Origin of the sequence: Paraburkholderia sp. BR13439, from assembly GCF_040948805.1 — a bacterium.
Classification (GTDB): Bacteria; Pseudomonadota; Gammaproteobacteria; order Burkholderiales; family Burkholderiaceae; genus Paraburkholderia; species Paraburkholderia youngii.
Genome location: NZ_JBFPKN010000013.1, coordinates 210,928 through 232,160, shown reverse-complemented (window position 1 = coordinate 232,160; position 21,233 = coordinate 210,928). Strand labels below are relative to the sequence as shown.

At 62.7% G+C, this 21,233-nt stretch carries 18 protein-coding genes and 2 tRNA genes; 13 read left to right on the top strand and 7 right to left on the bottom strand.

Translation table 11 applies throughout. The features are described from left to right. Positions 1-93: 93 nt before the first annotated feature. The 10 genes from AB3X96_RS25170 (at position 94) to AB3X96_RS25125 (ending at position 8,608) form a co-directional block, all read left to right on the top strand. A tRNA-Val gene (locus AB3X96_RS25170) sits at positions 94-170 on the top strand. Between the two features lie 253 nt (positions 171-423). Beyond that, on the top strand, positions 424-2,331 hold the full coding sequence (thrS, locus tag AB3X96_RS25165) for a threonine--tRNA ligase (RefSeq protein ID WP_176368087.1): 1,908 nt from the start codon (positions 424-426) through the stop codon (positions 2,329-2,331). A 48-nt stretch (positions 2,332-2,379) separates the two neighbouring features. Next, complete coding sequence (gene infC, locus AB3X96_RS25160; RefSeq protein WP_075643713.1) at positions 2,380-2,904, top strand: translation initiation factor IF-3; 525 nt, start codon at positions 2,380-2,382, stop codon at positions 2,902-2,904. 258 nt (positions 2,905-3,162) lie between these two features. Beyond that, positions 3,163-3,360: a 50S ribosomal protein L35 gene (gene rpmI / locus AB3X96_RS25155; RefSeq protein ID WP_006052501.1), complete on the top strand. Its 198-nt coding sequence runs from the start codon at positions 3,163-3,165 to the stop codon at positions 3,358-3,360. A 29-nt stretch (positions 3,361-3,389) separates the two neighbouring features. Next, positions 3,390-3,749 carry a 50S ribosomal protein L20 gene (rplT, locus tag AB3X96_RS25150; RefSeq protein ID WP_006052502.1) on the top strand — a complete coding sequence of 120 codons (360 nt, stop codon included), beginning with the start codon at positions 3,390-3,392 and terminating at the stop codon, positions 3,747-3,749. Between the two features lie 158 nt (positions 3,750-3,907). Beyond that, a complete protein-coding gene (gene pheS, locus AB3X96_RS25145; RefSeq protein WP_368591845.1) occupies positions 3,908-4,921 on the top strand; it encodes a phenylalanine--tRNA ligase subunit alpha in 1,014 nt (337 codons plus the stop codon). A 159-nt stretch (positions 4,922-5,080) separates the two neighbouring features. Beyond that, positions 5,081-7,516, top strand: coding sequence for a phenylalanine--tRNA ligase subunit beta (gene pheT / locus AB3X96_RS25140; protein WP_368591844.1), 2,436 nt, complete (start codon positions 5,081-5,083; stop codon positions 7,514-7,516). Positions 7,517-7,585: 69 nt separating this feature from the next. Continuing rightward, the gene (locus AB3X96_RS25135) at positions 7,586-7,996 is read left to right on the top strand and encodes an integration host factor subunit alpha (protein ID WP_176108086.1); all 411 of its coding nucleotides are present in this window, start codon (positions 7,586-7,588) and stop codon (positions 7,994-7,996) included. A 43-nt stretch (positions 7,997-8,039) separates the two neighbouring features. Beyond that, on the top strand, positions 8,040-8,456 hold the full coding sequence (locus tag AB3X96_RS25130; protein ID WP_176108087.1) for a MerR family transcriptional regulator: 417 nt from the start codon (positions 8,040-8,042) through the stop codon (positions 8,454-8,456). Between the two features lie 75 nt (positions 8,457-8,531). Next, a tRNA-Pro gene (locus AB3X96_RS25125) sits at positions 8,532-8,608 on the top strand. Between the two features lie 101 nt (positions 8,609-8,709). Here AB3X96_RS25125 and AB3X96_RS25120 read toward each other — a convergent pair. Genes AB3X96_RS25120 through AB3X96_RS25110 form a run of 3 tightly spaced genes read right to left on the bottom strand, consistent with a single transcriptional unit; the run spans position 8,710 to position 13,245 of the window. Then, positions 8,710-9,873 carry an acyl-CoA dehydrogenase family protein gene (locus AB3X96_RS25120; RefSeq protein WP_368591843.1) on the bottom strand — a complete coding sequence of 388 codons (1,164 nt, stop codon included), beginning with the start codon at positions 9,871-9,873 and terminating at the stop codon, positions 8,710-8,712. Positions 9,874-9,885: 12 nt separating this feature from the next. Next, positions 9,886-11,094 carry an acyl-CoA dehydrogenase family protein gene (locus AB3X96_RS25115; protein WP_368591842.1) on the bottom strand — a complete coding sequence of 403 codons (1,209 nt, stop codon included), beginning with the start codon at positions 11,092-11,094 and terminating at the stop codon, positions 9,886-9,888. Positions 11,095-11,124: 30 nt separating this feature from the next. After that, a complete protein-coding gene (locus AB3X96_RS25110) occupies positions 11,125-13,245 on the bottom strand; it encodes a 3-hydroxyacyl-CoA dehydrogenase NAD-binding domain-containing protein (protein ID WP_368591841.1) in 2,121 nt (706 codons plus the stop codon). A 126-nt stretch (positions 13,246-13,371) separates the two neighbouring features. On the opposite strand from AB3X96_RS25110, the gene AB3X96_RS25105 reads away from it, so the two are divergent. After that, positions 13,372-14,280, top strand: coding sequence for a LysR family transcriptional regulator (locus AB3X96_RS25105; protein ID WP_184226607.1), 909 nt, complete (start codon positions 13,372-13,374; stop codon positions 14,278-14,280). A gap of 10 nt (positions 14,281-14,290) precedes the next feature. Here AB3X96_RS25105 and AB3X96_RS25100 read toward each other — a convergent pair whose 3' ends face one another. Next, complete coding sequence (locus tag AB3X96_RS25100; protein WP_368591840.1) at positions 14,291-15,157, bottom strand: hypothetical protein; 867 nt, start codon at positions 15,155-15,157, stop codon at positions 14,291-14,293. A 325-nt stretch (positions 15,158-15,482) separates the two neighbouring features. Here AB3X96_RS25100 and AB3X96_RS25095 point away from each other — a divergent pair, with 325 nt between their 5' ends. Both AB3X96_RS25095 and AB3X96_RS25090 read left to right on the top strand, forming a co-directional pair. Further along, entirely contained in the window at positions 15,483-17,159 is a 1,677-nt protein-coding gene (locus AB3X96_RS25095) for an acyl-CoA synthetase (protein ID WP_368591839.1), read from the top strand. Positions 17,160-17,208: 49 nt separating this feature from the next. Next, the gene (locus tag AB3X96_RS25090; RefSeq protein ID WP_368591838.1) at positions 17,209-17,589 is read left to right on the top strand and encodes a DUF5594 family protein; all 381 of its coding nucleotides are present in this window, start codon (positions 17,209-17,211) and stop codon (positions 17,587-17,589) included. 110 nt (positions 17,590-17,699) lie between these two features. Here the strand turns inward: AB3X96_RS25090 and AB3X96_RS25085 are convergent, their stop codons facing one another. From AB3X96_RS25085 to AB3X96_RS25075, 3 genes are all read right to left on the bottom strand, one after another. Continuing rightward, on the bottom strand, positions 17,700-19,817 hold the full coding sequence (locus tag AB3X96_RS25085) for a phosphocholine-specific phospholipase C (protein ID WP_368591837.1): 2,118 nt from the start codon (positions 19,815-19,817) through the stop codon (positions 17,700-17,702). 120 nt (positions 19,818-19,937) lie between these two features. After that, the gene (locus AB3X96_RS25080) at positions 19,938-20,249 is read right to left on the bottom strand and encodes a hypothetical protein (protein ID WP_368591836.1); all 312 of its coding nucleotides are present in this window, start codon (positions 20,247-20,249) and stop codon (positions 19,938-19,940) included. Positions 20,250-20,370: 121 nt separating this feature from the next. After that, positions 20,371-21,231: an alpha/beta fold hydrolase gene (locus AB3X96_RS25075; RefSeq protein WP_368591835.1), complete on the bottom strand. Its 861-nt coding sequence runs from the start codon at positions 21,229-21,231 to the stop codon at positions 20,371-20,373. Between the last annotated feature and the right edge of the window lie 2 nt (positions 21,232-21,233).

The window sequence follows — 21,233 nt, the reverse complement described above, 5'->3', positions numbered from 1 at the left end:
TTGGAAAAGGCGTGCCGACGGTGAGACGAATTAAAGTCGCTGCATAAAAGTACTTGCCAAGCTGGGCTGTACCCCATATACTCTCGTTTCTTCAGGCTCGTAGCTCAGCTGGTTAGAGCACCACCTTGACATGGTGGGGGTCGTTGGTTCGAGTCCAATCGAGCCTACCAACGAAATGGAATTCCGGTCTCGCCGGGGTTTCTCAAGCTGCAGTAAGCGCTTTGAGCGCAAAAAGGCGAATACGGTTATGACACCGCGAACGTTGACCGAAACCACTTCGGAGCGACGCTAGTCGAGGACCTCTTTCGCCAGTGATGTTTGCGTAAAATGTGAATGCGGCCCCTCGAAAGTGGGGCCGCATTTTTTTTGTCTTTTTGACCCTGGTTGTATGTGCCGCCGCCGGTCGGCACCACGGAGAACGCAATGGTTTCGATACGTTTGCCTGACGGTTCTGTTCGACAGTACGAGCATCCGGTGACCGTCGCCGAAGTGGCCGCCTCGATCGGCCCTGGCCTCGCGAAAGCCGCACTCGGCGGGAAGATCGACGGGGAGTTGGTCGATACGTCTGCGCTGATCGATCGCGACGTGGCGCTCGCCATCATCACGGAGAAGGATGCAGACGGACTCGATATCATCCGCCACTCGACAGCACACCTGCTCGCGTATGCGGTGAAGGATCTGTACCCCGAAGCGCAGGTTACGATCGGCCCCGTCATTGACAACGGTTTCTATTACGACTTCTCGTACAACCGTCCTTTCACGCCGGAAGACCTCGAAAAGATCGAAAAGCGCATGCAGGAGCTCGCGAAGAAGGACGAGCCGGTGTCGCGTCGCGTGGTGTCGCGCGACGAAGCGGTCGAGTACTTCAAGAGCATCGGCGAAAAGTACAAAGCCGAAATTATCGAATCGATTCCCGCCAGCGACGAAATCAAGCTGTACTCGCATGGCGGCTTCACGGACTTGTGCCGCGGTCCGCACGTGCCTTCCACCGGCAAGCTGAAGGTCTTCAAGCTGATGAAAGTCGCGGGAGCCTACTGGCGCGGGGACTCGAAGAACGAGCAGTTGCAGCGAATTTACGGCACGGCCTGGACGAAGAAGGAAGACCAGGAAGCATATCTGCACATGCTCGAAGAGGCCGAGAAGCGCGATCATCGGAAGCTGGGCAAGCAGCTCGACCTGTTCCACATGCAGGACGAGTCGCCGGGCATGGTGTTCTGGCATCCGCGCGGCTGGACGCTGTGGCAGCAGGTCGAGCAGTACATGCGCCGTCGCGTGAATGACGCCGGCTACCTTGAAATCAAGACGCCGTTGATCATGGACCGCTCGCTGTGGGAAGCGTCGGGACACTGGCAGAACTATCGTGAAAATATGTTCACGACCGAATCGGAAAAGCGCGACTACGCGATCAAGCCGATGAACTGCCCCGGTCACGTGCAGGTGTTCAACCACGGTCTGCGCTCGTATCGCGATCTGCCGCTGCGCTACGCTGAGTTCGGTTCGTGCCATCGCAACGAATCGTCGGGCGCGCTGCATGGACTGATGCGCGTGCGCGGCTTCGTGCAGGACGACGCCCATATTTTTTGTACCGAAGACCAGTTCATCAGCGAATCGATCGCGTTCAACACGCTGGCGATGAGCGTCTACCGCGACTTCGGCTTCGACAACGTTGAGATCAAGCTGTCGCTGCGTCCGGATGCGCGCGCCGGCACCGACGAAACGTGGGATCGCGCGGAGCAGGGGCTGCGCGAGGCGCTGACGGCCTGCGGCGTCACGTGGGAAGAACTGCCCGGCGAGGGTGCGTTCTACGGCCCGAAGGTCGAGTATCACATCAAGGACGCGCTCGGCCGCTCGTGGCAGTGCGGTACGCTGCAACTCGACATGGTGCTGCCGGAGCGTCTGGGTGCCGAATACGTCGCCGAAGACAATAGTCGTCGTCGCCCGATCATGCTCCACCGGGCAATCGTGGGATCGATGGAACGCTTCCTTGGGATTCTCATCGAGCACCATGCTGGTGCAATGCCCGCCTGGCTCGCGCCGATCCAGGTCGTCGTGATGAATATCGCGGAAAGTCAGGCCGAATATGCGCAGTCGCTAGCCCAATCGTTGCAAAAACAAGGGGTTAGAGTCGAGGCCGATTTGCGCAACGAGAAGATTAGCTATAAAATACGCGAGCACACGCTGGAAAAGGTGCCGTACCTGCTGGTGGTCGGCGACAAGGAGCGTGAAGCGCAAACGGTAGCCGTGCGTGCCCGTGGTGGTGTCGATATGGGTGTGATGCCTGTTGACGCCTTCATTGAGCGTCTGCGCCAGGACGTGCAGTCGTTCAACTAACCACTCGGTACCCGGCTCGTTTTTTTTAATTTTTAGAGGAAACGTAACATCGCTACTGATAAGTCTGCGCACCGCATCAACGGTGAAATTACAGCACCCGAGGTGCGTCTGGTCGGCGTCGAGAACGAACCGCTCGGCATCGTGAAACTCGCTGATGCGTTCCGCATGTCGGAACAGCAGGACGTGGATCTGGTCGAAATCGCCCCGCAAGCGGTTCCGCCGGTTTGCCGCTTGATGGACTACGGCAAGTTCAAGTACCAGGAAGCGAAGAAGCAACACGAGGCCAAGCTCAAGCAGAAGGTCATTCAGGTCAAGGAAGTCAAATTCCGCCCGGGTACCGACGACGGCGATTACAACGTCAAACTGCGCAACCTCGTCCGCTTCCTCGAAGACGGCGACAAGACGAAAATCACGTTGCGTTTCCGTGGCCGCGAAATGGCTCACCAGGAAATCGGCATGCGCATGCTCGAACGCCTGCGCACCGACCTCGACGAAGTCGGTCAGGTCGAGCAGATGCCGAAAATGGAAGGGCGCCAGATGATCATGGTGCTCGCTCCGAAGAAAAAGAAGTAAGCGCGAAGCAGTTGGCCGGAGCGGCGGCGTGCCATGCGGCCCGCTCTCCGGTAGCGCAAGGTTGTTTGATGCTGTGCTGGGTGTCTGGCGCGGTGTTGGAAAATTTCGGAACGTCGCGCATGCAAGCGCGCAGTCGTTCCCGAAAAGCGGCCGCTGGCGGTATCGGCGGTCTGCATACCAAGTGGAATGGGTTTCGAAGGGCGGGAAATGGCCATCTGGCCGACCGCACACCCATGTCCATCTAATAATGGAGTTGTCATGCCGAAGATGAAGACCAAGAAGAGCGCTGCAAAGCGCTTCGTGGTGCGTCCGGGCGGTACCGTTAAGCGCGGTCAGGCCTTCAAGCGTCACATTCTTACCAAGAAGACCACCAAGAACAAACGCCATCTGCGCGGCTCCACGGCAGTTCACGATTCCGATCTGAACTCCGTTCGCGCAATGCTGCCGTTCGCTTAACCCTTAACCGACACTCATAGGAGCGAAACATGCCTCGAGTAAAACGTGGGGTTACCGCACGGGCCCGTCACAAGAAGATCATCAAGCTGGCCAAGGGTTACCGCGGCCGTCGCAATAACGTCTATCGCATCGCCAAGCAGGCGGTCATGCGCGCAGGCCAGTACGCCTACCGCGATCGCCGCAACAAGAAGCGGGTGTTCCGCGCACTGTGGATCACGCGTATCAACGCGGCGGTGCGTCAGCACGACATGACGTACAGCGTGTTCATCAACGGCCTGAAGAAGGCGTCGATCGAACTGGACCGCAAGGTGCTGGCCGACATGGCTGTATTCGACAAGGCTGCTTTTGCTGCGATCGTTCAGCAGGTGAAAGCCGCCGTTGCAGCCTGATTGCGCTTCTGGCAATTAAAACTGCGTGGTTCGTTGCAGCGAACATCCGGTAGTCTCGGTGACGCTGCAACAAAAACGGGGCTCCTCACCGAGCCCCGTTTTTGTTGGTAGAACCAGTTTTGTTTCGATAGAACACTGACGTTGAAATGATGGGATCAATGGATCTGGACCAGATTGTCGCCGACGCGCAAAAAGCCTTCGCAGAAGCCCCCGACGTCACCACCCTCGAGAACGAGAAAGCGCGCTTTCTCGGTAAGGCGGGTGCGCTGACCGAGATGTTGAAAGGCCTTGGTAAACTCGATCCCGAAACGCGCAAGACAGAAGGCGCTCGGATCAATCTCGTCAAGCAACAGGTCGAAGCCGCGCTGACGGCACGTCGTCAGTCGCTCGCCGATGCGCTTCTGAACCAGCGCCTCGCCGCTGAAGCGATCGACGTCACGCTGCCGGGCCGCGGCTCCAATGCTGGCAGCCTGCACCCGGTGATGCGCACCTGGGAGCGCGTCGAGCAAATTTTTCGTACGATCGGATTCGACGTGGCCGACGGCCCCGAGATCGAAACCGACTGGTACAACTTCACTTCGCTGAACAGCCCGGAAAACCATCCGGCGCGTTCGATGCAGGATACCTTCTACGTTGACGGCAAGGACGCCGACGGCCGCCCGCTGCTGCTGCGTACGCATACGAGTCCGATGCAGGTACGCTACGCGCGTACCAACACGCCGCCGATCAAGGTGATCGTGCCCGGCCGCACGTATCGCGTGGATAGCGACGCCACGCATTCGCCGATGTTCAACCAGGTCGAAGGCCTGTGGATCGACGAGAACATCAGCTTCGCGGACCTGAAGGGTGTCTATACCGACTTCCTGAAAAAATTCTTCGAGCGCGACGACATTCTCGTGCGCTTCCGTCCGTCGTATTTCCCGTTCACCGAACCGTCGGCCGAGATCGACATGCAGTTCGAAACGGGCAAGAACGCGGGCAAGTGGCTCGAAATTTCGGGCTCCGGTCAGGTGCATCCGACCGTGATCCGTAACATGGGTCTGGACCCGGAGCGCTACATCGGCTTCGCTTTCGGCAGCGGCCTCGAGCGTCTCACGATGCTGCGTTACGGCGTGCAGGACCTGCGCCTGTTCTTCGAAAACGACCTGCGTTTCCTGCGTCAATTCGCGTGAACCGGCGCGCGCGAGCGCGACAAAGCATAGAACGCGGCAGCGCACCCGGTGCGCGCCGCGAGCGTCCCCGGCAGAGCTCGCTGAACCGGCGCAAGACCACCGGCTTTACGAAGCACCTGCCGGACGTGGACCTAACCTGATCAGAACGTACACAGAACCATGCAATTTCCGGAATCCTGGCTCAGAACTTTTGTCGATCCCCGACTGACCACCGACGAACTGTCGCACGCGTTGACGATGGCGGGTCTCGAAGTCGAGGACCTGCGGCCGGCCGCGCCGCCGACCTCGAAGATCGTCGTCGGCCAGGTGCTGGAAGTCGTCAAGCACCCGGATGCGGACAAGCTCAACGTGTGTCAGGTCAACGCCGGCACCGGCGCGACGCTGAACATCGTATGCGGCGCGCCGAATGTCGCGCCCGGCATCAAGGTGCCGGTCGCGCTGGTCGGCGCGCAACTGCCGCCGGCCGAAGAGGGCGGCGCACCGTTCGCGATCAAGCTGTCGAAGCTGCGCGGCGTCGAAAGCCAGGGCATGCTGTGTTCGGCGCGCGAGCTGAAGCTCTCCGAAGATCACAGTGGTCTGATGATCCTGCCGGAAGATACCCCGATCGGCCAGGACATCCGCGAGACCCTCAATCTCGATGACACCGTTTTTGAAATCAAGCTGACGCCGAACAAGGCCGACTGTTTGTCGGTATTCGGCGTCGCGCGCGAAACGTCGGCGATTACCGGGGCACCGCTGCGCTCGCTCGACATCAAGCCGGCTCCGGTGAAGCTGAATGAAACGCTGCCCGTGAAAATCTCGGCGCCCGATCTGTGCGGCCGTTTCTCGGGCCGCGTGATCCGCGGCGTCAATGCGCGCGCGAAGTCGCCGCAATGGATGGTCGAGCGTCTCGAGCGCTCGGGCCAGCGTAGCATCTCCGCGCTCGTCGACATCTCGAACTATGTGATGCTCGAGCTGGGGCGTCCGTCGCACGTGTTCGATCTCGATAAGATCCACGGCGGCATGGACGTGCGCTGGGGACGCAAGGGCGAAACGCTGAAACTGCTGAACGGCAACACGGTCGAGCTCGATGAAACGGTCGGCGTGATCGCCGACGAGCAGCATATCGAAAGCCTCGCGGGCATTATGGGCGGCGACAGCACCGCGGTCACGCTCGACACCACCAACATCTATCTCGAAGCCGCGTTCTGGTGGCCCGATAGCATTCGTGGCCGCTCGCGCAAGTACAACTTTTCGACCGATGCAGGCCATCGCTTCGAGCGCGGCGTGGATTACGCAACGACCGTCGATCATATCGAGCGCATCACGCAGTTGATCCTCGACATCTGTGGCGGCGAAGCGGGTCCGGTCGACGATCAGATCGTCAACGTGCCAAAGCGCGCGCCCGTGAAGATGCGCGTTTCGCGCGCGAACCGCATCATCGGCGTCGCGATCGGCGCCGATGAAATCGGGCAGATCTTCACGCGCCTCGGCCTGTCGTTCGAGCGTGACGGCGATACGTTCTCGGTGATGCCGCCGTCGTACCGCTTCGATATCGAAATCGAAGAGGACCTGATCGAAGAAGTCGCACGTATCTACGGCTTCGAAAAGATTCCGGCGCGCCCGCCGGTCGCGACCAGCGAAATGCGTGCGACCAACGAGACGCAACGCTCGATCCACGCGATCCGGCATGCACTCGCCGCGCGCGACTACGCGGAAACCGTGAACTTCAGCTTCGTCGACGCCGAGTGGGAGCAGGACTTCGCGGGCAATAGCAACCCGGTGCGTCTGATTAACCCGATCGCAAGCCAGCTGTCGGTGATGCGCACGACGCTGTTCGGCAGCCTGATTCATGTGCTGCGCACGAACCTGAACCGTCGCGCGGCGGACCGCGTGCGCGTGTTCGAAGCGGGCCGCGTGTTCCTGCACGATCCGTCGATCAAGGCCGGCGAGCTGACGGTCGAAGGTTTCGCGCAGCCGAAGATGATCGGCGCGCTCGCCTATGGTCCCGCGCTCGACGAGCAGTGGGGCGCACCGACGCGTGCCGTCGACTTCTTCGACATGAAGGGCGACATCGAAGCGCTGCTCGCACCGGCGCTCGCGCGGTTCGTAAAGGCCGAGCATCCGGCGCTGCATCCGGGACGCAGCGCGCGTATCGAATTGAATGGTCGCGCAGTGGGCTGGATTGGCGAATTGCATCCGCGCTGGATGCAAAAATATGATTTGCCGCATGCGCCGATTCTGTTTGAAATCGAAGCGGAAGCATTAATGCAACGGGTATTGCCGGTTCCGTCGGAAGTTTCAAAATTCCCGCCGGTACGACGTGATATTGCGGTGGTCGTCGATCAGAAAATCGAGGTTCAGGCGCTGCTCGACGAGCTCCAGAAGGCCCAGTCCGAACCGGCCTGCAAGGCTGTCCAGAAGGTTGCGCTTTTCGACGAATTTCGTCCAAAATCAAACACTTCCGGTGGTCTGGCCGCGCACGAGAAAAGCCTTGCGTTCCGGGTGACCTTGCAAGATACTGGCGGAACCCTTCAGGATGAAACGGTCGATCTGGCTATTCAAACTCTGGTGGAACGTCTGGCTCGAGTATATGGCGCACGGTTGCGCGGATAACCCGCATTTAACATTTGCACGGCTGTTTCCGCATCCATTGTTTTACGCTTGGCGCGCCATTTGATAGATATGAACGAAATGAACTCGAGTGATTTCGAAGCCCTTCTTACGGCGCAACGCAGCGCCATGATTCGAGAAATTCCGACATCACCCGCCGTCGTTTCCAATGAAACGCCGACGCTCACCAAGGCGGAACTTGCCGAGTTGCTGTTCGACAATGTCGGGCTCAACAAGCGGGAAGCGAAGGACATGGTCGAGGCGTTCTTCGAGGTGATCCGCGATGCGCTCGAGAGCGGCGACAGCGTCAAGCTGTCGGGCTTCGGCAACTTCCAGTTGCGCGACAAGCCGCAGCGTCCCGGAAGAAATCCGAAGACGGGCGAGGCGATTCCGATCGCCGCGCGTCGCGTGGTGACGTTTCATGCAAGTCAAAAACTGAAGGCGCTCGTCGAAAACGGCGCCGAAGCGAGCTTCGCGCGCTGATCGACTGGCGCGCTTTCGGGCAACCCATCACGGCTAACTGACGATGACAGCGACGATCGAAAAAGTCGTCTTGCCTCCGATTCCGGCGAAGCGATACTTCACGATTGGTGAGGTCAGCGAACTTTGCGGCGTGAAGCCCCACGTGCTGCGTTACTGGGAGCAGGAGTTCACCCAGTTGAGGCCGGTCAAGCGGCGCGGTAATCGTCGGTATTATCAGCATCACGAGGTGCTGCTGATCAGGCGGATTCGAGAGTTGCTGTACGAGCAGGGTTTTACGATCAACGGCGCCCGCAACCGGCTCGATTCGCATGGCAGCGGTGGGCCGGATGCCGTCATCGAAGAGGGTGAGGCTGCCGCCGGAGCCGCAGGGCAGGTCCAGGCATCGGCGGCAACGGTTGCTGTCGATGTCGAGAAGTTGCGCGAGGAACTGCAGAGCGTAATCGATCTGCTGGGCCACTAGTTAATGGCTCGTTCGCTTTGTTCGTGTCGGGCAGTTCTAATCGAATGAAGTGTCTGTTATAATTTTTCTTCTGTTCGGGGCGTAGCGCAGCCTGGTAGCGTACCTGCATGGGGTGCAGGTGGTCGGAGGTTCAAATCCTCTCGCCCCGACCAAGATCAAAAAAGGACTTACGGTGAAAGCCGTAAGTCCTTTTTTCTTGCCCGTCGCGGATAACTGCGACGCCCCGCGTCTCCGACAGGCAGGTGCCTGATGATCAGGCCTGCGCGAGCGACGCCGCAGCTCCCAGCGCCACAAACCGCTCCAAATGATGATCCTCATCCCCAAGCTGATGATCGATCATCACGAGCCGCTTCGCGTAATGCGCAAGCGGCAACTCCCATGTCATGCCGATCCCGCCGTGCATCTGGATGCATTCCTCTGCGACCCGGGTGCCGATCCGGCCGATGCTGTACTTCGCCGCCGAGACCGCGCGCTCGCGCGCATTGCGATCACCATCGAGAACCGCCGCCGCATTGATCACCGCCGAGCGCGCCTGCTCGATTTCGAGCAGCAAATCGGCCATGCGATGCTGCAACGCCTGGAAGCTGCCGATCGGCACGCCGAACTGCCTGCGCGTGCGCAGATAGTCGAGCGTGTAGTCTTTCGCGACGTCCATGGCGCCGACCGCTTCCGCGCACAGCGCGAGCACGCCGCAGCTCATCGCATATTCGAGCGTCGCAAAGCCCTGGCCGACTGAGCCGAGCACGGAGTCGTCGTCGAGCGTGACATTGTCGAACGTCACTTCGGCCGCGCGTCCCCCGTCGATCTTCCGATAGCCGCGCACGCTCACGCTCGCCGCGTTCCTCGGCACCAGAAACAGCGTGATGCCGGCTTCGGCATCGTCTTCGCCGCTCGTGCGTGCCGAGACGAGGAACACCTGAGCATGCTCGCCATGCTGAACGACGGCCTTCGCGCCATACAAAGTCCACGCGCCGCTGTTGCCCTTAACGCTGCGCCGCGCGCGCGTCGCTGCGACACGAGCCAGTTCGTAATGACTGTCCGGTTCGCCATGCGCGAGCGCAACGATTCGCGAGCCGTCGATCAACGAATCCAGTGCCGATTTTTGCGCGTCACTGCCGCTGCGAGCGATCGCCCGGCCGACGATCAGCGTATCGAGAAACGGCTCGACGACGAGCCCCCGGCCGATACTCTCGAACACCACGGAAATATCGAACCCGCCGCCGCCAAAACCGCCGCTCGCTTCGTCGAACAGTGCGCCGATCACGCCAAGCTCTGCGAAGCGCGCCCACAATTCGGTGCTGAAGCCTTGCGTCGAGCGCGCGATCTGGTCGCGCGTCGCGAAGCCGTACTGCTCGCTGATAAACCGGTTCAGCGTATCCGCCAGCATGCGGCGGTCTTCGGTGTGCTGGAAATTCATGACGCGCGCCTCTTACAGTCCGAGGATCGTTTTGGAAATGATGTTCTTCTGGATTTCGTTCGAGCCGCCGAAGATCGACAGCTTGCGATTATTGAAGTACTGCGACGCGGCACTCGCGGCTTCGTCGGGGCCGACCGGCACGCCGTCGAAGCCTTCGTACAGCGCTTCCTCGACGAATGGCTGCGCAAAAGCGCCCATCGCGCGCCGCGTCAGCGACGAGATTTCCTGACGGATTTCGGTACCGCGAATCTTCAGCATCGAACTCTCGGCACCAGGCACGCCGCCGCCCGCCACTGCCGCGATCACGCGCAGGTTGGTCGTCTTCATGTTCTCGAGATTGATCTCGACGCGCGCCATGCGTGCCGCGAACGCGGGATCCTCGGCGAGCGGCCGGCCATTGCGCAGCTGCTTCGCGGCAATCTTGCGCAGACGGTTGAACGCGGCGACCGAAAAGCCGACGCCCGCGATATTGGTGCGCTCGTACGTGAGCAGATATTTCGCGTAGGTCCAGCCCTTGTTCTCTTCGCCGACGAGATTTGCGGCAGGCACGCGCACGTCGGTGAAAAACACTTCATTGACTTCGTGCTCGCCGTCGAGCGTGATGATCGGCCGCACTTCGACGCCCGGCGTATTCATGTCGATCAGCAGAAAGCTGATGCCTTCCTGTTTGCGCACGTCGGTCGCGGTGCGCACGAGGCAGAAGATCATGTTCGCGTAATGCGCGAGCGTGGTCCACGTCTTCTGGCCAGTGACGATGTAGTATTCGCCCTGCGCATCCTTGCCGCGCACCGCCGTCGTTTTGACTGACGCGAGGTCGGAGCCCGCGCCCGGCTCCGAATAGCCCTGGCACCACCAGTCGGAACCATCGAGAATGCGCGGCAGCCAGTGACGCTTCTGCGCTTCGCTGCCGTACCTGATCAGCACGGGCCCGAGCATGTTGACGCCGAACGGTACGACGCGCGGCGCGCCGGCCAGCGCGCATTCGTTCTCGAAGATGAACTTCTGCACCGCGTTCCAGCCCGGGCCGCCGTATTCCTTCGGCCAGTGATGCGCGAGCCAGCCCTGCGCGTTCAGTATCGCGTGCCACTCGGCCATGTCGTCGCGCGTCAGACGCCGGCCGGCGTGCACCTTGCCGGCGAGGCGTTGCGGCAGCTTGTCGCGCAGAAACGCCAGCACGCTGGCGCGAAACGCTTCTTCTTCAGGGGTGAAGTTCAGATCCATCGCAGTCGTACCGTCCGGGTTCGTGGCGGCTCAGGCCGTCGTGTTCAGGCTCGCGAAATCCGCTCCGCGCTCGACCAGTTCAACGAGCAGCGGCGACGGCCGCCAGAACAGCGGGTCTTCCTTCGCGTACTCGCGGATGTCGGCGAGGATCGTCGCCAGGCCGACGCTGTCCGCGTATTTCATCGGACCGCCGCGGTAGCGCGGAAAGCCGTAGCCGTACAGCAGCGTCACGTCGACGTCGAGCGGGCGCAGCGCGATGCCTTCGTGCACGACGTTCGCGCCTTCGTTGATCATCGCGGCCATATAGCGGCGCATGATCTGCTCGTCTGTGAAGCTGCGCGGCGTGACGCCCGCGCGCTTACGTTCGGCGTCGATGATCGCCTCGACTTCGGGATCGGGCATGCCGCCGCGTGATCCTTCGGGGTACAGATAGAATCCGCGGCCCGTCTTCTGGCCGAACCAGCCACGCTCGCACAGGCGGTCGGCGATCTGCACGTAGCGTGCGTTCGGGTCGCGCGTGGCCGCGCGGCGTTTGCGCGCCGCCCAGCCGATGTCGCCGCCCGCGAGGTCGACCACCTGGAACGGGCCCATCGGCAAGCCGAACGCGCGCACGGCCGCGTCGATCTGATACGGCGACGCACCGTCTTCCATCAGCGCGTCCGCGGCGGCGCGATAAACGGCGAGCAGGCGATTGCCGATGAAACCGTCGCACACGCCCGCGCGCACCGGCGTCTTGCGCAGCTTCTTCGCGAGCTCGAACGCGGTCGCGACGACGTCGGCGCTTGCCTGCTTCGGCACCACGACTTCGAGCAGCTTCATGATGTTGGCGGGCGAGAAGAAGTGCAGGCCGATTACATCGGCGGGGCGCGAGATGCTGGCCGCGATCGCTTCGATGTCCAGATACGACGTGTTGGTCGCGAGCACCGCGCCGGGCTTGCAGACGCGATCGAGCTCGGCGAACACGGCCTTTTTGACGTCGAGATCTTCGAACACGGCTTCGATCACGAGGTCGACGTGAGCAAGCGCATCGTACGACGTGCTGCCGCTCCAGCGCGCCATGGTCGCGGCTTTCTTTTCGGCGGTGAGGCGGCCTTTGGCGATCAGCCCGTCGTAGACCTTGTCGATGTGCGCGCGGCCGCGCGCGAGCGACGCTTCGTCGCGTTCGATCATCGTGACGGGCAGACCCGCGTCGAGCAGCGCGACCGCAATGCCGGCGCCCATCGTGCCGCCGCCGATCACGCCTATCGCCTCGAGCGCGCGCGGTTTCGCGTCGCGCGTTTCGGGCGCTTTCAGCACTTCGCGCTCGGCAAAGAACGCGTGCACGAGACCTGCGCGCTGCGGGCTGTCGAGGCATTGCAGGAACAGCTTGCGTTCGAACTTCAGGCCTTCGTCGAAGGGCTGTTCGATCGCGGCTTCGACGGCGTCGACGATTTTTAGCGGCGAGAACAGGCCGCGCGCTTTCTTCGCGGTTTCGTCACGCGCTTTCGCGACGGCGGCGAGGCTCGCGGCGCGATCGTTCAATGCGGCGGCGTCGCGCGTGCGGCGCACCGGCGCATGCGCGGCAAGCAATTCGTGCGTGTAGGCGAGTCCTTCGGCGAGGATGTCGTCGCTGTCGCCGAGACGGTCGATCAAGCCCAGCGCGAACGCTTCCTTCGCGCTCGCATGACGGCCGCTCAGGATCAGATCGAGCGCGGCCGGCGCGCCGATCAGGCGCGGCGTGCGTTGCGTGCCGCCCGCGCCGGGCAGCAGGCCGAGCTGCACTTCGGGCAGGCCGAGCTTCGCGCCCTCGACGGCGATCCGGTAATGCGCGGCGAGCGCCACTTCGAGCCCGCCGCCGAGCGCGGCGCCATGCAACGCGGCAATCACGGGTTTCCCGCAGGCCTCGATGCGATTGCACACGTCCGGCAGCGAAGGCGGCACCGGCGGCTTGCCGAACTCGCGAATATCGGCACCGGCGATGAAATTGCGCCCCGCGCCGACGATCAGCACGGCTTCGACGGCGCGATCGGCGTCGGCGGCTTCGATCGCGGCCAGCAGGCCGCGCCGCACGTCGGCAGAGAGCGCGTTGACCGGCGCGTGGTCGATCGTGACGAGCAGGACCTTGCCGCGCAATTCGCGCGTGACGACGTCTGCTGTGGGGGAATGGTTCATCGTGGTTGTCTCCGTATGAGGGTGGCGAAGTGCGCCGGATCGCCCCATTCTGGAGTGGTCAACGTTCATTGACAATCACATGGCTGATTGACAGACTGTCAAAATTATTTTGACAACGACATGCCAATGGACGTCAACTCGCTGACCCTGCTCGTCGACATCCTCGATGCCGGCAATCTGAGCGAAGCGGCGCGCCGGCTCAAGATGAGCCGCGCGAACGTTAGCTATCATTTGAACCAGCTCGAGCGTTCGGTGGGCCTGCAATTGGTGCGGCGCACCACGCGCCGCGTCGAGCCGACCGAGATCGGTCTGCGGCTCTACGAGCACGGCCGTACTATTCGCAACGCATTGCTGGCCGCGCGCGAGTCGGTGACGACGCTGGGCCAAAGCCTGCAAGGGCGAGTGCGGCTGAGCGTGCCGAGCGGCTATGGCCAGCTCGTAATGTCCGACTGGCTGATCGCGTTCAAGCGGCTATATCCGGGCATCGTGCTCGACGTAATGTTCGAGAACCGCGTCGAGGATCTGATGCGCGACGAGATCGACATCGCCGTGCGCGTGATGTCGGAGCCGCCACAAAACCTCGTCGCTCGGGACATGGGGCCGGTCCGGTACGTGGCCTGCGCATCCCCCGAATTCGCGCGGACGCACGGCATGCCCGCGACGCTCGACGACCTGCGCACCGCGCCGTTGATTACCGCGGCCGTGATCGGCAAGCAATTGCGGCTCGCAGCGTATCTGCGCGACGAGCGTCATGAAGTGCTGCTCGAACCGACGATTATTTCGGAAAACTTTCTATTTTTGCGGCAGGCGGTGCTGGCCGGTCTGGGCGTCGGACTCGTGCCGGACTACGTGGTGCAGGACGATCTGAAGCGCGGCGCCGTGCTGAGCGCGCTCGATGCCTGGCGGCTCAGCATCTTCGGCACCCACATGTACATGCTGTACATGCCGAACCGGCACCACACGCGCGCGGCCGCGACGTTCATCGACTTCGTGCTGGAGCAGGCGCAGGGCTCGGGCAGGGGCGGCGCGAACTGAAGCGGCGAACTCAGGCGCCGAGTCTGCGCGCAATGGCCGTCGTGACCATCGGCACGCCGACGCGCAGCAACTTGCGCACGCCTTCGTCGCTGCCGACTTTCTCCACCGCGTTGTCGATCATCGCCTGCATCACGCTCGCCGGATAAAACTCGCGAAACAGCTCGTTGGCGCCGGTTTGCTCGAAGACGTGATGCAGGAACGACCCAACGGGCGGGCCGATGCGCTTGAAGAGTCCCATCTTGACGACACGGTTGTTCCACAGATGCAGCGTGTACGCGTCGGAACAGAGCGCCGCGCACTCTTCGAAATAGCGCGGCAGGAACACCTTGTAGTAATCGTTGAAATGCACCGGATAGAAGAGGCTGTCGGGAAGACCGGCCTTCACGCCGTAGACGGCGGTCAACAGACGAGGGCCGGTGTCGCCCCACTTGATGGCCGTACCCTTCATCGCTTCGACCCGTTCAATCAACTCGTGCAGGCGCGGCTGATCCGGATCGAGCCGCAGCAGCGCCGTGCAGATACTCGAAGGCGTCTCGCGGCCGATCAGGTCGCCCTTGGCGTTCAGGTCGAAATCGCGCAACAGCAGCATATCGGTGTCGACCCAGATCTCGTCGGTCTTCGTGAACATCACGAAGCGGAAATAGTCGGTGAAATGCGCCATGGACCGCACCCCGCGAATCGGGAAGTCGTTCAGCGAATCGCTCGGCAGGATCGTGGTCGCATCTTTCGCACTCACGCCGGGCGGCAATTCAGCGATCGGCTCGTAGCTATAAAGCGCGACCTCGCTGCCGTACTGCGTGAACGAACTGAGACAGGCGACTTCATAGGGAGATAGTTCCGGACCGTGCCAGAACGATGCAAATCTTGCCTTGCGCATATGTCATCCGGGGTAGCGATCATGCGGCGCAACATAGGCGCCGAACCTGTGTAACGATCCTAGACGGGGACGGCACTGGTCAGACCTAAAGGGCTTGAATCACACAGGAGTTGTCGCAAAACGTTGAGTTCAGCGCGACGCGTCGGCGATTATGTGCGGGACTATGTCGTATTTGGCGAATCCAATTGCGCAAGGCGACGCGGCGAACGGGACAGGCAAGATAGTGGGCTAAACTGCGGAGCACCGGCCATGCGCGCGCAGCAGAAGCAAGCAATGGGCCATGCATTACTCCATGCAGCGATACCGACGATATTCAGGAGACGCGATGAACCTCGACGGCGAGACTTACGATTCGCTCACGGCCAATTTCACGTGGCGCATTCCACCGCGCTACAACATCGGCGTCGATGCATGCGACAGGTGGGCCGATGGCTCGGGGCGTCTCGCGCTGATCTACGAAGATGCCGGCGGCCGCGCGACCCGCTATACGTTCGACGAACTGAAAGCCCTGTCCGACCGCTTCGCCAATGCGCTGCTCGCGGCGGGCGCACGGCGCGGCGAGCGCGTCGGCATCTTCCTGTCGCAATCGATCGAAACGGCCGTCGCGCATCTCGCGGCCTACAAGGCCGGCATGGTCGCGGTGCCGTTGTTCGCGCTGTTCGGCGTGGACGCGATCGAGCATCGGCTCGGCGATAGCGGTGCGGTCGCACTTATCACTGATCACGCCGGCGTGCAAAAGATCGACACAATCCGCGGCGCGCTGCCGGAGTTGCGACACGTGTTCAGCGTCGATATCGAACAGGATGACGAAGCATCGGACACGCCCGTGAGGTCGTTCTGGCAGGCGTTGCATAGCGCTTCCGCTGAGTTCACGCCGGCCGATACCGCCGCGGACGATCCGGCGATCATCATCTATACGTCGGGCACGACCGGAAAACCGAAGGGCGCGCTGCACGGGCATCGCGTGTTGCTCGGCCATCTGCCCGGCGTCGAGATGTCGCAGCAGGGCTTTCCCGCGCGCGCGACGCTGATGTGGACGCCCGCGGACTGGGCGTGGATCGGCGGTCTGTTCGATGTGCTGCTGCCGTCGTGGCATCACGGCGTCGCGGTGCTCGCGCGCCGTTTTGCAAAATTCGACGGCCACGCCGCGTTCGATCTGCTCGCGCGTCACGCGGTCTCCCATGCGTTTTTACCGCCGACCGCGCTGAAGATGATGCGCGGCGTCGAGCGGCCCGCTCATCTGCGGCTCGCGTTGCGATCGGTCGCGAGCGGCGGCGAATCCCTTGGCGAGGAACTGATCGGCTGGGGGCGCGATGCGCTCGGCGTGACGATCAACGAGTTCTACGGGCAGACCGAGTGCAACGTCGTGGTGTCGTCGTGCGCGGCGCTGTTCGAGCCGCGCTTCGGCGCGATCGGGCGCGCGGTGCCGGGGCACCATGTCGCGATCGTCGATGCCGCCGGCAACGAACTGCCGCCCGGCGCGATCGGCGATATCGCGGTGGCCGCGCCCGATCCGGTGATGTTTGTCGGCTACTGGCGCAACGAGGCGGCGACGCGCGAGAAATTCCGCGGCAAGTTTCTGCTGACCGGCGATCTCGGCACGCGCGACGCGGACGGCTTCATCCGCTTCGTCGGCCGCGGCGACGACGTGATCACGAGCGCCGGCTACCGGATCGGGCCCGCGTCGATCGAGGATTCGCTGCTGCGTCATCCGGCCGTCGCGATGGCCGCCGTGGTCGGCGCGCCCGATCGCGACCGCACCGAAATCGTGATGGCGTTCGTCGTGCTGAAAGCGGGCTTCGTCGGCGACGATGCGCTGGTGCGCGAGATCCAGCAGCACGTAAAGACGCGTCTGGCTGCGCACGAATATCCGCGCGAGATTCGCTTCGTCGAAAGTCTGCCGATGACGGCCACCGGCAAGGTGATCCGCAAGGCGCTGCGCGAGGCGCTGGGGGAGACCGGCGCGCACGACCCGGACGCGATCCCACCGGCGAAAAACTGAGTCTGCTACGATGACCCACCCACGATGAGAATCACAGCGGAGACATGGAATGGGCCCCGAGAGTGCAATTCGTTTCGACCACGAGTTCGCGCCGCGCATTGCCGAGGCGATCGCCGCGTGTGTCGCGAAGACCGTTCACACCGACGTGCTGCCGCATGGTGAACCGGGGCAGCCCACCCGCGTGCGGATTCACGCCACGCCGCTCGATGAACTCGGTCATTACCCTCATCCATTGAATCTGTATCTGACCTGGGACAGCGATGAAATAGAAAGACTGATGGGCGAGCAGGGCGCGACGCGTTTCGCCAGATATCTGGCCGCGTTGCCGCGCAAGCTTAACGCGTGGACCCAGGCGCGCGAACTCGATTTCTCCACGCACACGCAGGGTGAACCGGTTACGTTGATCGGCGGGCTCGATTTCGAAGCGTAGACGCTCGCGCGCGTTTGCGGGTTTGCGCTCGAGATAGCTGGATAAAAAACGGCCGCTGTGCTCGAAGAGCCAGCGGCCGTTGCTTTTGCAGCGTTGGGTGAGCGCGACGTTCAGCCGCCCAGCGCCGGATCGCTGATGCTGTCATTGCCCGTCTCGACGTGACCGGCGATGCGGCGGGCAAACGTCGGGTCCGTATCGACGGTGATCGCGAGATCGTACCAGCCGTATGCTTTGCGCAGATCGAGGTACAGATTGTCGGTGTCGCCGCCGCGCACCGAATGCTTGATCACATGGTCCTTGTCGTACGCGTTGACGATCGTGAACTGGCACCGCGCGCTGCCGACGTTCTCGAGCCGCAGTTGGAGATTGCCGTTCGCGACATCATAGCCTTCGACGACGGCCGGCCGTGCGGTGTCCGAACCATTCCACCCGTTACGCGTGACCACATTGCCCGCGAAGCGGCGCAGAAACCCATTCGGTCCGTGCACGCTGAAGTCGTAGCTGCCATCGGCGTTGAGCATCAGCCTGTCCTGCAGATGCTTGCCCGCTTCGACGGTATAGCTGCGCGGCGCGTCGGCGCTATCGGCCGCGTACACGAGGAACACCGCGCCCGCGCGGCCCGTGTTGACGAAGCGCATCGTCAGCTTGCCGTTCGAGCCTTCGTCGACGCGCACGAACAGTTCGTACGGCAGCGCGCGTGCCGGGCGCACGCCCGCTTCCTGCTTCGGCACCGTCTGCACCGTTGGCGCTTGCGGCACGTAGTCCGGGTGACGGTTCTGGTCGGGCGGCACGTAGCCGCTCGTGCTCGGCAGCGACGGCACCGACGCGTTCGGATTCGCGAAATTGAACGCAGAGGTCAGATCGCCGCACACCGCGCGACGCCACGGCGTGATGTTCGATTCGCCGAGATTGTGCTCGCGGCCGAAGCGCTTTTCGATGAAGCGGATCACCGACGTATGGTCGAACACTTCCGAGCATACGTAGCCGCCTTTGGACCAGGGCGACACCACCAGCATTGGCACGCGCGGTCCGAGCCCGTACGGCCCGGCGACGTTCTTCGGATCGCCCGGATAGATTTCATTCGCGATCTCGACGGTCGACAGACCGTTCGCGCTCGACGCGGCCGCGAACGGCGCGGCGATGTGATCGAAGAAGCCGTCGTTTTCGTCGTAGTTGATCAGCAGCACGGTCTTGCTCCACACGTCCGGGTTCGACGTGAGGATCTGCAGCACCTGGTCGATGTACCACGCGCCGTAGTTGGTCGGCCAGTTCGGGTGTTCGCTGTACGCTTCGGGCGCGACGATCCACGATACCTGCGGCAGCGTGCCGTTTTGCACGTCGCGCTTCAGGATGTCGAAGTAGCCGTCGCCGTTCGCCGCGTTGGTGCCGGTACGCGCGTTGTCGTACAGCGGGTTGCCCGGCTGTGCGTTGCGATACTGGTTGAAATAGAGCAGCGAGTTGTCGCCGTAGTTGCCGATGTACGCGTTCTGCGTCCAGCCCCAGGAGCCGTTCGCGTCGAGCCCGGTGCCGATGTCCTGATAGATCTTCCACGAGATGCCCGCGTTCTGCAGCACTTCGGGGAAGGTCGACCAGCCGTAGCCGAGCTCCGAATTGTCGATCACCGGACCGCCGCCGCTGCCGTCGTTGCCGACCCAGCCGCTCCACATGTAGTAGCGGTTCGGATCTGTCGGACCCATCAGCGAGCAGTGGTACGCGTCGCAGATCGTGAATGCGTCGGCGAGCTGATAGTGGAACGGGATGTCGTCGCGCGTCAGGTAGGCCATCGTGGTCGCGCCTTTCGACGGTACCCACTGATTGTTGCGGCCGCCGTTCCATGCGGCGTGCGTGGTGCCCCAGTCGTGCGCGAGATCCTGCAGGAATTGCAGGCCGAGGTTCGGCGCGCTCGGACGGAACGGCAGCACGTGGCTGGCGCCGGTGGTATCGGTGGTGAGCGGCTGATACCACACCGGCTGGCCGTTCGCGAGGTTGATCGCACGCGTGTCGCCGAAGCCCCGCACGCCCTTGAGCGTGCCGAAGTAGTGGTCGAACGAGCGGTTCTCCTGCATCAGCACGACGATGTGCTCGACGTCGCGGATCGTGCCGGTGCGGTTGTTGGCCGGAAGCGCGAGCGCATTGCGGATGCCGGGCGGCAGCATGCTCAACGCGGTGAAGGAAGTGGCGGCTTGCGCGGCCGAGCGCAGAAAATCACGGCGATTTGTTGAGGTCATGGTTGTGGCTCAGATCTTCGGTGGAGGAAAAAGGCACGGGGAAGACGAATTGCGGTACTGAAACGGCAATGTTGCGTCGGACGCGCGAAGGCAGGCTAGTCTCCGCGCGCGGCGCAATTCTCAATCGACGGTATGGATGACGGGGCGGGCAAGCGGCGGTGAGGCGGCGGACAGCGCCGTGCCGGCTTCGGATGCCGGTGCCGCCGGTGTCTGGATCGTCAGTGTCGGCGGCGCGGAGTCGGCCGGCGGCGGGGCGATCGACGGGTCGCCGGGGTTAGCGGCGGAATGTTCCGTTGAACTGATCGTATTCGTGCTCGCGGGCGGGTCGTCGTTGCTGCATGCTCCCGCTAGCGCGCACAGCGCGATGACCGTCACGGCGCCGCTCAAACGTTTGCGGCGCGGCGCACGAATCGGCTTCGACACGAAAGGCATGGCACAGTCTCCGGGCGGGGAAGGGATGCCTCGCCATCGATGTGCCGAGGTCAGCGATGCCGCAGCATAATCGCCGATCCGTGTAATTTTTATGAAGTATCGGTAACAGCCAGGGCGCCGCTTATCGCTGCGCGCGAACAAACGCAGCGATCGCGTCGTTGAGCGCCGCGGGCGCATCGCGATGCGGCGAGTGTCCGCATGCGTCGAGCTTCACGAGTTGCGCGTGTGGCACGCGCGCGGCGATCGTGTCGATCTGCGCCATCGTGCCGTAGTTATCGTCGCGGCCTTGGATCGCGAGCAGCGGTCGGCGGATCGGCGCGAGCGCCTCGACGATCGACCACTGCCTGAACTCGGGATCGAGCCAGATATCGTTCCAGCCATAGAACGCGGAATCGACGTCCGCGTGATAGCGGGCGAGCTTCGCCCGCAGATCGGTGGTTTCGTAAAGCTGCTTCGTCTGCGCGATGCTTTGCACCGAGATGTCTTCGACGAATACGTGCGGTGCGATCACGACCGCGCCCGCGAGCGCATCGGGATACAGCGCCGCGTACAGCAGCGCGATCGAGCTGCCGTCGCTATGGCCGATCACCCACATCCGCTGGCGTTGCCGCAAGTCGATATCGAGCGCGTCGAGCAAAGCGGGGAGAATGTCGCGCGCCTGCGCGGTCATGAAATCGACCGGCCATTTCTCGTCAGGCGCACGCGGGGTCGAGAGTCCGTAACCGGGCCGCGAATAGACGAGCCCGCGCATGCCGAGCCGCTCGCACAACGTCTGCGGCCAGTCGCGCCACATCGCGATTGAGCCGAGACCTTCGTGCAGGAAGACCGCGATCGGCGCATCGTCCTGTTGAGCATTCGCCTGCTCGTTGACCCAGCAATACTCGATGTGCAGCGAGCCGTGCGACGCAGTCGCCGGCAGTTCGGCGAAGCCTCCCGCGGCCCCCGCGGAGGAAGTGGCAGGGGCTGTACTTCGGTTCTGCATCA

Bases quoted from the DNA above. Each gene is read 5' to 3' on its own strand.
- AB3X96_RS25085 (WP_368591837.1), bottom strand. From the start codon at position 19,817: ATGACCTCAACAAATCGCCGTGATTTTCTGCGCTCGGCCGCGCAAGCC.
- rpmI (WP_006052501.1), top strand. From the start codon at position 3,163: ATGCCGAAGATGAAGACCAAGAAGAGCGCTGCAAAGCGCTTCGTGGTG.
- AB3X96_RS25110 (WP_368591841.1), bottom strand. From the start codon at position 13,245: ATGAACCATTCCCCCACAGCAGACGTCGTCACGCGCGAATTGCGCGGC.
- pheT (WP_368591844.1), top strand. From the start codon at position 5,081: ATGCAATTTCCGGAATCCTGGCTCAGAACTTTTGTCGATCCCCGACTG.
- AB3X96_RS25120 (WP_368591843.1), bottom strand. From the start codon at position 9,873: ATGAATTTCCAGCACACCGAAGACCGCCGCATGCTGGCGGATACGCTG.
- rplT (WP_006052502.1), top strand. From the start codon at position 3,390: ATGCCTCGAGTAAAACGTGGGGTTACCGCACGGGCCCGTCACAAGAAG.
- AB3X96_RS25095 (WP_368591839.1), top strand. From the start codon at position 15,483: ATGAACCTCGACGGCGAGACTTACGATTCGCTCACGGCCAATTTCACG.
- thrS (WP_176368087.1), top strand. From the start codon at position 424: ATGGTTTCGATACGTTTGCCTGACGGTTCTGTTCGACAGTACGAGCAT.
- AB3X96_RS25135 (WP_176108086.1), top strand. From the start codon at position 7,586: ATGAACGAAATGAACTCGAGTGATTTCGAAGCCCTTCTTACGGCGCAA.
- AB3X96_RS25090 (WP_368591838.1), top strand. From the start codon at position 17,209: ATGGGCCCCGAGAGTGCAATTCGTTTCGACCACGAGTTCGCGCCGCGC.
- AB3X96_RS25115 (WP_368591842.1), bottom strand. From the start codon at position 11,094: ATGGATCTGAACTTCACCCCTGAAGAAGAAGCGTTTCGCGCCAGCGTG.
- AB3X96_RS25080 (WP_368591836.1), bottom strand. From the start codon at position 20,249: ATGCCTTTCGTGTCGAAGCCGATTCGTGCGCCGCGCCGCAAACGTTTG.
- AB3X96_RS25130 (WP_176108087.1), top strand. From the start codon at position 8,040: ATGACAGCGACGATCGAAAAAGTCGTCTTGCCTCCGATTCCGGCGAAG.
- AB3X96_RS25075 (WP_368591835.1), bottom strand. From the start codon at position 21,231: ATGCAGAACCGAAGTACAGCCCCTGCCACTTCCTCCGCGGGGGCCGCG.
- AB3X96_RS25105 (WP_184226607.1), top strand. From the start codon at position 13,372: ATGGACGTCAACTCGCTGACCCTGCTCGTCGACATCCTCGATGCCGGC.
- AB3X96_RS25100 (WP_368591840.1), bottom strand. From the start codon at position 15,157: ATGCGCAAGGCAAGATTTGCATCGTTCTGGCACGGTCCGGAACTATCT.
- pheS (WP_368591845.1), top strand. From the start codon at position 3,908: ATGGATCTGGACCAGATTGTCGCCGACGCGCAAAAAGCCTTCGCAGAA.